The 12,867-nt window shown below is 57.9% G+C and carries 14 protein-coding genes; 10 read left to right on the top strand and 4 right to left on the bottom strand.

Annotated elements, in window-relative coordinates; all coding sequences use genetic code 11:
• The first annotated feature begins 48 nt into the window (after positions 1-48).
• Genes lpdA through ABJ076_RS17020 form a run of 4 tightly spaced genes read left to right on the top strand, consistent with a single transcriptional unit; the run spans position 49 to position 3,238 of the window.
• The gene (gene lpdA / locus ABJ076_RS17035) at positions 49-1,446 is read left to right on the top strand and encodes a dihydrolipoyl dehydrogenase (protein WP_348185553.1); all 1,398 of its coding nucleotides are present in this window, start codon (positions 49-51) and stop codon (positions 1,444-1,446) included.
• Between the two features lie 47 nt (positions 1,447-1,493).
• Positions 1,494-1,757 carry a hypothetical protein gene (locus ABJ076_RS17030; protein ID WP_348185551.1) on the top strand — a complete coding sequence of 88 codons (264 nt, stop codon included), beginning with the start codon at positions 1,494-1,496 and terminating at the stop codon, positions 1,755-1,757.
• Entirely contained in the window at positions 1,754-2,782 is a 1,029-nt protein-coding gene (gene lipA, locus ABJ076_RS17025) for a lipoyl synthase (protein ID WP_348185548.1), read from the top strand. Before ABJ076_RS17030 ends, lipA begins: the two co-directional genes overlap by 4 nt.
• An 18-nt stretch (positions 2,783-2,800) precedes the next feature.
• Entirely contained in the window at positions 2,801-3,238 is a 438-nt protein-coding gene (locus ABJ076_RS17020; protein ID WP_348185546.1) for a type II toxin-antitoxin system RatA family toxin, read from the top strand.
• Between the two features lie 107 nt (positions 3,239-3,345).
• Here the strand turns inward: ABJ076_RS17020 and ABJ076_RS17015 are convergent, their stop codons facing one another.
• Positions 3,346-4,260 carry a LysR substrate-binding domain-containing protein gene (locus ABJ076_RS17015; protein WP_348199088.1) on the bottom strand — a complete coding sequence of 305 codons (915 nt, stop codon included), beginning with the start codon at positions 4,258-4,260 and terminating at the stop codon, positions 3,346-3,348.
• Positions 4,261-4,369: 109 nt separating this feature from the next.
• Between ABJ076_RS17015 and ABJ076_RS17010 the strand changes: the two genes are divergently transcribed.
• Both ABJ076_RS17010 and ABJ076_RS17005 read left to right on the top strand, forming a co-directional pair.
• Positions 4,370-5,530: an aminotransferase class I/II-fold pyridoxal phosphate-dependent enzyme gene (locus ABJ076_RS17010; RefSeq protein ID WP_348185540.1), complete on the top strand. Its 1,161-nt coding sequence runs from the start codon at positions 4,370-4,372 to the stop codon at positions 5,528-5,530.
• Positions 5,531-5,650: 120 nt separating this feature from the next.
• A complete protein-coding gene (locus tag ABJ076_RS17005; protein WP_348185538.1) occupies positions 5,651-6,112 on the top strand; it encodes a hypothetical protein in 462 nt (153 codons plus the stop codon).
• Positions 6,113-6,131: 19 nt separating this feature from the next.
• Here the strand turns inward: ABJ076_RS17005 and ABJ076_RS17000 are convergent, their stop codons facing one another.
• The 3 genes from ABJ076_RS17000 to ABJ076_RS16990 are packed head-to-tail and all read right to left on the bottom strand — an operon-like array spanning position 6,132 to position 8,286.
• Positions 6,132-6,632, bottom strand: a complete 501-nt coding sequence (locus ABJ076_RS17000) for a CinA family protein (RefSeq protein WP_348185536.1) — start codon at positions 6,630-6,632, stop codon at positions 6,132-6,134.
• A gap of 2 nt (positions 6,633-6,634) precedes the next feature.
• Entirely contained in the window at positions 6,635-7,117 is a 483-nt protein-coding gene (locus ABJ076_RS16995; RefSeq protein ID WP_348185534.1) for a phosphatidylglycerophosphatase A, read from the bottom strand.
• The gene (locus ABJ076_RS16990; RefSeq protein WP_348185531.1) at positions 7,114-8,286 is read right to left on the bottom strand and encodes a bifunctional 2-C-methyl-D-erythritol 4-phosphate cytidylyltransferase/2-C-methyl-D-erythritol 2,4-cyclodiphosphate synthase; all 1,173 of its coding nucleotides are present in this window, start codon (positions 8,284-8,286) and stop codon (positions 7,114-7,116) included. Before ABJ076_RS16990 ends, ABJ076_RS16995 begins: the two co-directional genes overlap by 4 nt.
• Positions 8,287-8,348: 62 nt before the next feature.
• Here ABJ076_RS16990 and ccsA point away from each other — a divergent pair, with 62 nt between their 5' ends.
• From ccsA to ntrC, 4 genes are all read left to right on the top strand, one after another.
• A complete protein-coding gene (ccsA, locus tag ABJ076_RS16985) occupies positions 8,349-9,143 on the top strand; it encodes a cytochrome c biogenesis protein CcsA (RefSeq protein ID WP_348185528.1) in 795 nt (264 codons plus the stop codon).
• Positions 9,144-9,250: 107 nt separating this feature from the next.
• Positions 9,251-10,246, top strand: a complete 996-nt coding sequence (dusB, locus tag ABJ076_RS16980) for a tRNA dihydrouridine synthase DusB (protein WP_348185525.1) — start codon at positions 9,251-9,253, stop codon at positions 10,244-10,246.
• Positions 10,243-11,373, top strand: a complete 1,131-nt coding sequence (locus ABJ076_RS16975) for an ATP-binding protein (RefSeq protein ID WP_348185522.1) — start codon at positions 10,243-10,245, stop codon at positions 11,371-11,373. The genes dusB and ABJ076_RS16975 overlap by 4 nt, the downstream gene beginning before the upstream one ends.
• Positions 11,374-11,375: 2 nt before the next feature.
• Entirely contained in the window at positions 11,376-12,818 is a 1,443-nt protein-coding gene (ntrC, locus tag ABJ076_RS16970) for a nitrogen regulation protein NR(I) (RefSeq protein WP_348185934.1), read from the top strand.
• Positions 12,819-12,867: the final 49 nt, after the last annotated feature.

The raw sequence follows: 12,867 nt of genomic DNA, 5'->3' as shown, positions 1-12,867 counted from the left end.
CCGGAGCCTATAGGCCCAAGGGGCAGCGGCTTCGATCCGGAGGAAGTTATGGCTGACACCCAGTTCGATATCCTTGTCATCGGCGGCGGCCCGGGCGGGTATGTCTCCGCGATCCGTGCTGCCCAGCTCGGAATGAAGACGGCGCTGGTTGAGCGCGAGCATCTTGGCGGCATCTGCCTTAACTGGGGCTGCATCCCGACAAAAGCGCTGCTGCGCTCCGCCGAGATCTTCGATCATATGAAGCATGCCGAGAGCTTCGGCCTGAGCGCGGGCAACATCGGCTTCGACCTCGACAAGGTCGTGCAGCGCTCTCGCGGTGTGGCTAAGCAGCTCAATCAGGGCGTCGGCCATCTGCTGAAGAAGAACAAGGTCACGGTCTTCATGGCAGCGGCAAAACTCGCTGGTTCGGGCAAGGTCGAGATCGACGAGAAGGGCAAGAAGCAGACACTATCGGCAAAGCACATCATCCTGGCCACCGGCGCCCGCGCACGTGATCTGCCGGGCCTAGAAGCAGACGGAAAGCTGGTCTGGAACTACAAGCACGCGATGGTCGCGGACACCATGCCGAAGCGGCTTCTGGTGATCGGATCGGGTGCTATCGGAATTGAATTCGCCAGTTTCTTCAATAGCCTCGGGGCCGACGTTACAGTGGTTGAGGTGATGGATCGCGTGCTCCCGGTTGAGGATGCAGAGATCTCGGGCCTGGCCCACAAGGCCTTCGAGAAGAAGGGCATGAAGATCATGACGGGGGCAACGGTGAAGGGCCTCAAGCGCGGGACCAATGACGTCATAGCCACCATCGAGAAAGGTGGTAAAGCGATTGAACAGACCTTCGACCGGGTGATCTCCGCTGTCGGTATCGTCGGAAACGTTGAGGATCTCGGCCTTGAGGGCACCAAGGTGAAGGTCGACCGTACTCATGTTGTGATCGACGAATGGTGTCGCACTGGTGAGCCAGGCGTCTATGCCATTGGCGATATTGCCGGAGCGCCATGGCTGGCTCACAAGGCAAGCCACGAAGGTGTAATCTGTGTCGAGAAGATCGCTGGGCTGAAGGGCGTTCATCCGCTCGATGTGAAGCGGATTCCGGGTTGCACATATTGCCAGCCGCAGGTCGCCAGTGTCGGCCTGACCGAGGCGGCGGCGAAAGAGGCCGGGTATGAGCTGAAAGTCGGCCGTTTCCCCTTCATGGGCAACGGCAAGGCTATTGCTCTTGGTGAGCCGGAAGGTCTTGTGAAAACCGTGTTCGATGCCAAGACCGGGGAGTTGCTCGGCGCACATATGATCGGTGCGGAAGTAACAGAGCTGATCCAGGGCTACAGCGTTGCCAAAACTCTGGAGACTACGGAGGCTGATCTGATGCATACGGTGTTCCCGCATCCCACCCTGAGCGAGATGATGCACGAGTCTGTCCTTGACGCTTACGGGCGTGCGGTCCACTTCTAGGCTGATGACGGTCGCTTATCGGCCATTTAGATTGCGGATGTGACCAGATGGATCTGGACCTGAAACGGATCAAAGCATTGGATGGTGTGACGGCCATTCTCGTGCGGAGCAGCGCTGAAACTGAGGGTGACATCTCGCAGGAACTTGTCATCAAGGTGAACTTCCCGCTGGACGGCCCGGACGGTGGCAAGCACCGTAAGAAAGCGGACGCGGTTATTGAGACTGCGGAAGACGTAATCTCCGGCGGAGATTATTTTGACCGCGTCACGATCGAGCAGGTGCTCTGGTCGCGCGAAAGAGAGCTGCAATGAGCGAAAGCCAAGTTAAATCGCCTCGTATTGGCGCTGCACGCCACCCGGAAAAAGCACATCGCCCAGATAACGAGGTGAAGCGGAAGCCGTCCTGGATCAGGGTCAAGGCGCCAACATCCAAGGTGTATCTTGAGACCCGGCAGCTCATGCGGGACCATAAGCTGGTTACTGTTTGCGAGGAAGCGGCCTGCCCGAATATCGGCGAGTGCTGGTCCAAGAAGCACGCGACGATGATGATCCTCGGCTCGGTCTGCACCCGCGCTTGCGCCTTCTGCAACGTCGCTACAGGGCGTCCGGACAAGCTTGATCCGCATGAGCCGGACGAGGTTGCGGAAGCTGTTGCCAAACTCGGCCTGCGCCATGTGGTGATCACCTCTGTCGATAGGGATGATCTGGACGATGGCGGAGCCGGGCACTTCGCGCAGGTTATCCAAAAGATTCGCCTGATGTCTCCGGAAACCACCATTGAGGTGCTAACGCCGGACTTCATGCGCAAGGACGGCGCTTTGGAGATTGTCGTCGATGCTCGCCCTGACGTGTTTAATCACAATCTGGAGACGGTACCGCGTCTTTATCCCTCGATCCGTCCCGGTGCTCGCTATTTCCATTCCCTGAAGATCCTGGATCGGGCGAAGGAACTCGATCCGACGATCTTCACCAAGTCCGGCCTTATGGTTGGCTTAGGTGAAACGAAGGAAGAGATGTATCAGGTGATGGACGACATGCGCTCCGCCGATGTCGACTTCATCACCCTCGGCCAGTATTTGCAGCCGACCCCGAAGCACGCGGTGATTGATCGTTTCGCGACGCCAGATGAGTTCGAGGCATACAAGAAAACAGCCTACGGCAAAGGTTTCCTGATGGTGGCGTCATCTCCGCTTACGCGTTCCTCGTACCATGCAGATGAGGATTTTGCGCGGATGCGGGCTGAGCGTGACCGGCGCCATATCGGCGAGCGGGGAGGTTTGCGTGCTGATCTGTCGCTGACTGATCTTGCCGAAATGGCAGTATCCGCGTCCAAATGACGTGATATAAGCCCACCGATGCCCACCCATGCAGAACAGCGGGTTGTTCCATTTACCTCGGAGCAACTTTTTGACCTCATCGCGGATATTCAGCGTTACCCGGAGTTTCTTCCGTGGTGCGTTGGCGCGCGGATACGCAAACGCGACGGTAACCGGATCGTCGCGGACCTGGTGATCGGGTACAAGTTGATCCGGGAGCGTTTCACCTCGACGGTGACCCTCAGTCCTGAGCAGAACCGGATCGATGTCGAATATACCGACGGTCCGTTCAAGTATCTCAACAACCACTGGGTCTTCGAGCCGCATCCCGAAGGCTGCATGATCGATTTCTATGTGGATTTCGAATTCCGCTCGAAAATGCTGCAGAAGATCATTGAGGTGTTCTTTAATGAAGCTGTCCGCCGAATGGTGGGTGCGTTCGAAGCACGGGCGCATGAGCTGTATGGGCCCAAGTGAGGGTGCGCATGCAATCGGCTGGAAAATATAATTAAACTAAAATATTAGTTATTTAACTGAAAAACGGGTTTTCCATTTCGTTCGCGTTATGACCGGTTGGTGCCCGCTCAGCTATCCTCACCAAGTACGCTATTCGCGCTAGTCGCACTAATTTCTTCCCTGAAGGCATTGATACAGTCACGAACGATCTGTGACGGCGGAACGGCCGGAGGCCGCACAAGCAGGGTGCGGAATTCCAGCGACGGGCTGAAGGGCCGCAAGGCAATGCCCTTGCCCAGAAATGGCTCCGCGCAGATCGGGTTGATAAAACCAATCCCCAAACCGGCCTGAACCATGGCGCAAATGGTATTGGCAAAGGGTGTCTCAAGCACGGTCTTGACCCGGCTTCCGGAGCCGTCCAGCACCCGCTCCAGATCCTGACGCGTCGTATCTTCAGGAGAAAGTGCGATGAAGTCCTGATCGTTCAGGTCATGCGGCTCCAGATGTGCCTTGCGGCACAGAGGATGGTCATCCGGCAAGGCGATGGCTCCGCGAAACCTGGAGAGTGTCTGTGCTTCAATACCCGACAGGTCGATTTCGTCCGCAGCCAATCCCAGATCGAACTGACCGGCTGCCACGAGCTCCTTAACGGTCGAGGACATATGCGTCTGCAGTGTGATCGATACATCAGGATGGCGTTTGCGAAACCGGACCAGAGCACGGGGGACGATATTGGTACTGAGAGCAGAGAGCGTCGCAATCCGGATTTCGCCAGACCCAAAGTCGCGAATACGAGCAGCGGCGCTTCGCAGGCGGGAGAGGGCGGCGAAGGATTCCTCGACCTCGCGGAAATAGAAATGAGCTTCCGCCGTTGGCACCAATCGCCGCCGGGTCCGGTGAAACAGCGCAAAGCCGAGCTGCCGTTCCAGCTCCTGGATAGCCTTGCTGATGCCCGGCTGCGAGATATGCAACACTTCGGCGGCACGCTGGGTGGTTCCGTTGACCATGACAGCGTGAAAGATCTCCACCTGTCTTAAATTCAATGGGTTTTTCAGCATTGCATAACTAAAATATATCAATTGGTCTTAAATATGTATTTTTTTGATAAAACGACTCCGTCTACCGTCTGTGTAGTGGCAGATGGAGTTTCCGATGAAAGACCAGACAAGATGCGTTGTAGCGCCCGAGGTTAACGAGTCCGGGTACCGGTCCCTGGCCCCGGCAGTCCATCGTGCCTCGACAATCGTTTTCAAGGACGCGGCTGATTATGCGGCGCGCAGCGAACGTGGCCCTGACGGGTATTCCTATGGTCTCTACGGCACGCCGACCACGCGGCAGCTTGAGGCGAAGCTGAACGGGCTCGCCAGGGCGGCGAGAACGCTACTGGTACCGTCGGGACAGGCCGCCAACGCGGTTGCGGCTATGGCCCTGCTCTCGGCGGGAGACCATGTGCTGCTTGCGGATACCACATATCCTGTAATGCGTGCTCTTGCGGACGCGGATATGAAACGATCGGGAATCGAGCCCGAGTATTTCAATCCGACTTCGCTTGAAGACCTGGCCGGGCGTATCCGGCCGGAGACCAAACTCGTCTGGTGCGAGTCGCCAGGTTCCACCACACTGGAAGTGCAGGACCTTCCGGCTATCGCCGAAATTGCTCATAAGGCAGGCGCGCTGGTCGGGTGCGACAATACCTGGGCAACCTCGCTGGGCTGCAAGCCGATTTCTCTCGGTGTGGATATCGTGACCGAAGCTCTGACAAAGTATGCGTCAGGCCATTCGGACTTGCTGATGGGGGCGATGTCCTTTGCCAGCGACGATATTGCGCTGAATGTGCGCGACTTTATGGGCCGAATAGGGATTGGTGTTTCGCCGGACGATGCGGCTCTTGTCCTGCGCGGCATGGAGACCATGGCACTGCGCTTCAATCATGCGGCCGAAGGGGCGAGGCGCCTTATAGAGCGCCTGCAAAACCATCCGGCCGTTGCCAATATTCTCTGGCCGCCTTTGGAAAGTAGCCCAGGGCATGCCCTCTGGCTCAGGGATTTCACTGGTGCCGCCGGTGTATTCACGGTGATTTTGGCTGATGGAGCTTCAGCAAAGTTGGATGACGCGCTCGGCGCGTTAAAGACCTTTGCCATTGGCGCGTCTTGGGGCGGCACGCGAAGTCTGGTAGCACCAATGTCTATCGGGCACAGCCGCAGTGTCGGTCAGGTTGCTGGTGAGGATCTGTTCCTGCGTTTCAGCGTTGGTCTTGAAGCGCCGGAGGACCTGGATGCCGATATCGAGGCGTTTTTGGCGGTGCTTGGCTAGGAAGTCGCAGCGGAATCCCAAAACGCCCGGTAATGTGTAGATATTGCTGGAACATCGTTCGACCCGATTTAGCTGGTGGTTCAAGCTTGGTCTCGCCAAAGGTTCATCGAAGGGATGGCAATGAGCGTTCAGGTTATCGAAGAGTTTCGTCCCCGTGCTGTGTTAAATCTTGGTCTCTGGGAAGTTGGCCCGCTCCAGATCAAGGTTTACGGGCTTCTCGCTGAGGGTAGAGAGATCGCAGAAGATTTGTTGTCCAAGGCTGAGGCGTTTTTGATCAAGGATGTTCTGCCGCGTGTTGCTGCGGAAGGCGAAGACAATGGCTTGGGCTTTGTCATTCTTCACCCGGGTGATCTCGGGGTTTCGATTTCGGCGCATTGGTGGATACAGGGCTCGGTACTTTGTCAGCACAACTATCGTAAGCTGTACGATGCGAATGAGCCTATGAACACCGTGGAAAGACCTGCGGTCGCCTGTGTCTGGGAGCTGGCAATCATTAATGCCGAGCAGGAAGCCTGGCGAGAAACGATGATGACCCGTGCGCCTGATCAAAAGGCTTATTTGGAACGCCGAGCCGGTCTCTAGGTTGCCCCTAAATCCAATTTCACACCATCGCTTCTGCACGGAAAAGCATCATCTTGAGGGCATGCTGAACTGTCTGATGCCTGACGGCGCCCCTGTCGCCCTCGAAAACCCGATGTTCGGCGATGATGCCGTCGGGGGTTGCGGCGGCGAAATGCACGAGGCCGACCGGTTTTTCGGCGGACCCGCCGCCGGGGCCAGCGACGCCGGTGACGGCGACTGTCACCGTCGCATCCGAATTGGCGAGCGCACCTGACGCCATGGCGCGCGCGGTTTCCTCCGATACGGCACCATGTGCTGCAAGGGTTTCACGGGAGACGCCGAGCATCTGCATCTTTGCTTCATTTGAATAGGTGACGAAGCCACGATCTACGACATCGGACGATCCGGCGATTTCAGTCAGCGCTCCCGCGATCAGGCCGCCGGTGCAGCTTTCCGCTGTCGCCGCTTTCCAGCCGAGTGCCCTGCAGTGCTCCAGAACCGACGTCGCCAGTGTGCGCGTGGTTTCATCGAAATTGTCCATTTTCAGGCCCCCGACAATAGGAAGTACTGGGCGGCTAGTACGATCAGTGCCGCGTATATTCCGGCGAATATGTCGTCCAGCATGATACCAAGCGCGCCGGTCAGCTTCTTGTCGGCCCAACTCGCCGGAAATGGCTTGGTGATGTCGAGGATTCGAAAGGCGGCGAACCCGATAGCGAAGCTGACCGGATCGAGCGCTGCTGGCAGTAGTGCGATCCACTGCCCGGCCACTTCGTCGATCACAACGGACCCGGGGTCTTCATATCCAAGAGACTCGGCATAACGGCCGGCTGACCAGAAGCCGACGAGCGTCACGACGACAGCGGCTGCCAGCAGCAGCTGCCAGCCGCCGAGCCAGAGGAAAAGCCAGGCGAAGGGCAGGGCCGCGAGGGAGCCCGAGGTGCCCGGCGCGAAAGGTGCTTGCCCGCTCCAGAAGAAAGTGGCGGCGACCCTTACTGGATGACACAGCGGAAGCGGCCTGGTCATTGGTCGATTTCCGCCGGCAGCATAACTGTTGCTGCAGCCTGCGCCGCGATGCCTTCGCCACGACCGGTAAAGCCGAGTTTTTCCGATGTGGTCGCTTTGACGCTGATCCGGCTTTCCGGCAGATCCATGATCTCCGCGATTCTCCGGCGCATGGCCGGGCGATGCGGTCCGATTTTGGGACGCTCGCAGATCAGGGTGACGTCGATGTGCGTAATCCGACCGCCTTTTTTCACTACAAGGTCACGGGCATGCGCCAGAAACTGGTCTGACGCAGCACCTTTCCATTGCGGATCGCTTGGCGGGAAATGGCTTCCTATATCGCCGTCGGCAATGGCACCGAGCAGCGCGTCGGTGATGGCATGCAGGCCGACATCGGCGTCGGAGTGTCCGATCAGTGCGCGGTCATGTGCGATGTCGACACCGCAGAGCATGATACTTTCACCGGGGCCGAGCCGGTGCACGTCGAACCCCGTGCCGGTGCGCGGCTCCATGCTCGACGCCATCATGCATTCAGCCCGCATCAGGTCGGCCTCCGTGGTGATCTTGAAAAGGGATTCTGCGCCTTCGACAAGCTGGACATCCAGGCTATTTGCCTCAAACAGCGCCGCATCGTCCGTCGTGTTGGACTCCGCTGCCTCATGGGCGTCGAGGAGAGTGCGATAGTGAAACCCTTGCGGTGTCTGTGCCCGGAACAGGGTGTTGCGGTCGACCGTTCCCTTAATAGGCTCCCCAAGTTTCGCTGCCTGTTTAAGCGTGTCTGGCACTGGCAGGGCGGGAATAGCACCGGGGGCATTATCCAGTGCGGCGATCACGCGGTCGATCACGGCGCCATCGACAAACGGCCGTGCAGCGTCGTGGATTAGGACCGTTTCTGGGGCCTCTTCGAGCAACGCGCGGAGGCCGTTCAGCACGGAATGACTCCTCTCGGCTCCACCTTCGATCGGCGGCGGCAGATCGATTCCGGCCACGGCCTGCTCATAAAGACTACGATGATCCGGATCGATCACCACGCGAACGGTCCCGATCGCTTGATGCGCGCGGAAGCGAAGCACTGCGTGGCGCAGGACTGGCATCCCGCCGACCTTCAGATACTGCTTTGGAGTTTCGCTGCCGAGCCGGGTACCACGCCCGGCGGCGACGATCAGAAGAGCGGTCTTTGACCGGGACACAAATCACCTCAATTTGCTCTGGCACTTCGGAGCGGAGCGCATGATATAGTGCGGTCATGCCAATGTCTTTGCTCTTGAATATGTCAGCCTTGCTGGCTCTGGTTCCGGTGGGTCTGTTCTCGTTGCGCACGCCGCAGCGGACAGGTGGCCTTTTCTGGTGCCTGCTTTGCGTGGCCGCTGCCGGACCGTTGCTGTTTGTGCTGGTGTCCGTTGGCACTGCGTGGCGATCGGATCTCGCCATGGCGCTTTGGCTGGCGGTTTGCGCCAGCATGCTGATATATCTGCCGCTCTGCTGGTTCAAACTGGAAGCACGTGGGCTGACCGTTCTGCTGGTACCCTATCTCTTCCTTCTGACTCTGATCGCGACAATTGCCGGCGCAGCGCCGCATATCGTGTTGAACGAGGGGCTGCCGGGTACCTGGTTTTCAGCCCATATTGCCGTGGCGCTGACGACTTATGCCCTGCTGACACTTGCGGCCATCACGGGGCTTGCGATTTTTATCAAGGAGCGGGCCCTCAAACTGAAGCGTAGCGCGAGCGGAATTGCACCGATCCTCCCATCTGTCGCAGATTCCGAGAAGCTGCAAAGCCAGCTTCTCGGGGCAGCGGTCATTGTTCTGCTTTGCGGTCTGGCGACCGGTATCGCGTTGCAGAATTATCTGACCGGTCATGTACTCGAGTTCGACCATAAGACGGTTTTGTCGCTTGTCACTTTGGTAATAATGGCCTTCCTCTGGCTGGTGAACAGCCGGTTCGGCATGCGTGGCCGGACTGTGGCGAGACTGGTCCTCGTTGCCTATCTTCTGCTGACTCTGGCTTACCCAGGGGTGAAATTCGTGGCGGAAATTTTGAGCTAAATTAGTTTTTGTTCTAACGTCGTTTATTCGACATACAAAAATACCATTTTGACAATTTTGCGTGCAGTTGCTTAATTCATGGGCAGTGAATTGCGGGTGCATAGTTTATGACCATTCAAATCGGCCCAACAACTCTCGATAACCCGGTGTTTCTCGCTCCCATGTCCGGGGTGACGGATCGCCCGTTTCGCCGATTGGTTCGGGAGTTCGGGTGTGGTCTGGTCGTCTCTGAGATGATTGCAAGCGCCGCCGTTCTGCGAGACGTCCGTGAGGAAATGTTCAAGATCCCGGATGACATGGATGCCGAGCGCCCGTTGGCGGTGCAGCTCGCAGGCTGGGATCCGGAGATCATGGCGGAAGCAGCGAAATTCAATGTCGATCGCGGCGCCGAGATCATCGATATCAATATGGGATGTCCTGCCAAGAAAGTAGTCAACAAGCTCGCGGGCTCTGCACTGATGCGTGATGAGGCGTTGGCAGGCAAGATCATGGAGGCCGTCGTCAAGGCGGTGCCGGTTCCGGTGACACTAAAGATGCGGACGGGCTGGGATGACAGCGACCGGAACGCCCCGCGGCTTGCCCGGATAGCAGAAGAGGCAGGAATCCAGCTTTTGACAATCCACGGCCGGACCCGGTGTCAGATGTATAACGGGCATGCGGATTGGAACTTTATCCGCGAGGTTAAGAGCGAGGTCTCTCTGCCTGTCGTGGCCAATGGCGACATTGCGAATCTGGCTGATGTCGATACATGCCTTGCCCAATCGGGCGCTGACGGGGTGATGATTGGACGCGGTGCCTATGGGCGGCCCTGGTTCCCGGCTCAGGTGGCGGCCCATATCGCGGGCCGGCCAGTTCCCGCGGATCCTTCATTTGCGGAACGGGGTCAAATCATGCGTCGACATGTGGATGATATGCTGACGCACTATGGGAGTGCGCTTGGCCTCAGAATGGCCCGGAAGCATATAGGCTGGTACGCCAGCGGCATCAACGGTTCGGCCGAGTTCCGGAAGACAGTCAACAACACCATGGACCGCCGGGTCGTCGAGGATGCAATCCAGCGCTTCTTCCATGACGGGGCCGAACTGGACCGGCAGGCGGCATGAGTATGGTTGTTGAAACGGCGCCACGTTCGGTGTCGGCAGAACTTGACCCGACAGGCGTGCTCCATGCTGTGCCGACACCGGTAATCGGTCTCGATGAGAGCGACAGCATCGTCTATGTGAACATGGCAGCTGAACATTTCCTGCAGGGAAGTGCGTCGGTTCTTCAAGGCACAAAGCTTTCGGATCTGTTGCCGTTCGACAGCCCGGTCTTCAGCATGATCAGTCAGTCCCGGCGGCAGTCGTCGGTTCTGTTTGATTATGATCTGATTCTCGAAGGCCCGCGCATTGGCTCACATATCGTCAGCGTTCAGGTCTCTCCGGTAACGGACCGGGCAGGGGCTGTGATCGTGTCGCTGCAGATGCGATCTATCGCCAATCAGCTGTACCGGCAGTTCAATTTCAAAGGCGCGGCCCGTTCCGTGACTGCCATGGCGTCGATGCTGGCGCATGAGGTGAAAAACCCGCTGTCAGGCATCAAGGGTGCTGCGCAGCTGCTGGAGCAGAACGCGGTCGAAGCGGATCTGCCACTGACCAAGCTGATCTGTGACGAGACGGACCGAATCTGCAGTTTGGTCGACCGTATGGAAGTGTTCTCGGACGACCGTCCGATCGAACGCAGTCCAGTGAACATTCACGAGGTGCTGGACCACTGCCAGCGCATTGCGGAAACCGGCTTCGGCAGCTACGTGAAGTATCATGAGCGGTATGATCCATCGTTGCCGCCTGTGCTCGGCAACAGGGATATCCTGGTTCAGATTTTCCTCAACCTGCTGAAGAATGCATCCGAAGCTCTCGGCGAGATGGACGGGGGTGGAGAAATTCACATGTCGACGTCATATCGTCATGGCATGCGGGTTACCGTTCCTGGTTCGTCGCAGAGGGTGAATCTGCCGCTTCTGGTAACGATCCGGGACAATGGCCATGGAATTCCCGAGGACATGAAGGCGACAATCTTCGATCCTTTCGTCACATCTAAACGCAACGGGTCCGGCCTTGGGCTCGCCTTTGTTGCCAAGGCTGTTGCGGATCATGGCGGCGTGATCGAGGTCGATTCAGTGCCTAGGCGCACCGAGTTCAGGGTCTCGCTTCCCATCGCAGATATTTCAAAGGCCGACATACGGGCATGACAATGGACAACGCTTCGGTCCTGATCGCCGATGACGATCAGGCAATCCGTACTGTTTTAACCCAAGCCCTGACCCGGATCGGCATGGATGTTCGCTCGACGGGGAACGCGGCGACTCTCTGGCAGTGGGTCGAGCATGGGGAAGGGGATCTGGTTATTACCGACGTGGTGATGCCGGACGAAAATGGTCTCGATCTTCTGACCCGCATCCGAAAGGTCCGCCCGGACTTACGGGTGATCGTCATGAGTGCTCAGAACACATTGTTGACTGCGGTCAAGGCGAGCGAACGCGGCGCGTTTGAATATCTGCCGAAACCCTTCGATCTGGCCGAACTTGTACAGGTCGTGCGCAAGGCATTGATGGCGCGCTCGGAAAATCGCGTCCCGAAGCAGGCCGAGATTTCCGAAGAGGAATTGCCGCTGATCGGTCGTTCTCCGGCGATGCAGGAAATTTACCGCGTGCTGGCTCGTCTGATGGCAACGGACCTGACGGTGATGATCGCCGGCGAGTCGGGAACCGGCAAGGAGCTGGTTGCCCGTGCACTGCATGATTACGGCAAGCGTCGCGATGGCCCGTTCGTGGCTGTCAATATGGCAGCAATCCCGCGGGAGCTGATCGAAAGCGAATTGTTCGGGCACGAGAAAGGCGCCTTCACCGGTGCAACCACCCGGTCAAGCGGCCGGTTTGAGCAAGCACGGGGCGGCACGCTTTTCCTCGATGAAATCGGCGATATGCCGATTGAAGCGCAAACTCGTCTTCTGCGGGTCTTGCAAGAAGGTGAGTACACTACTGTTGGCGGGCGCTCGGCCATTCGCGTGGATGTTCGCATCGTTGCTGCCACACACCGTGATCTTAGGCAACTGATCCGACAGGGTATGTTCCGGGAAGATCTGTTCTATCGCTTGAACGTCGTTCCGATCCGCCTGCCTCCATTGCGGGAGCGGAAAGAGGATATTCCCGATCTCGTTCGGCATTTCCTGGCCCTGGCGCAAAGAGAAGGATTGCCGGAAAAAAGTGTTGATGGTGCCGCCATGCAGCGGTTGACTGCCTATAATTGGCCGGGGAACATCCGTGAGCTGGAGAATTTGGTTAAGCGCCTGGTTGCGCTCTATTCCGAAGAGGTAATCGGCTCAGCTGCTATTGACGAAGAGCTGCTGGACAGTCCCGCCGATGCGGACGAGGAGGCTTCCGACAAAAGCGAAAATCTTTCTGATGCGGTTGAACGGCACTTGCGCGCCTATTTCGGAGCTCATGGCGACAATTTGCCGCCAGCTGGACTGCATGACCGGATTTTGCGGGAAGTTGAGCGCCCACTGATCATGTTGTCTCTTGATGCGACCAAGGGAAACCAGCTTAAAGCCGCCTCAATGCTTGGTCTCAATCGCAATACTCTGCGCAAGAAGATCCGGGACCTTGGAATACCCGTCGTCAGAGGCGCGCGTTAGATAGAGCGGATCACAAGCGTGCGTGCGTAGGCCGATTAGGTTAAAAGTC

Source organism: Nisaea sp., assembly GCF_039990255.1.
Lineage (GTDB): Bacteria > Pseudomonadota > Alphaproteobacteria > Thalassobaculales > Thalassobaculaceae > Nisaea.
The sequence above is the reverse complement of the archived record's forward strand: the minus strand, read 5'-3'. Positions and strand labels throughout refer to the sequence as shown.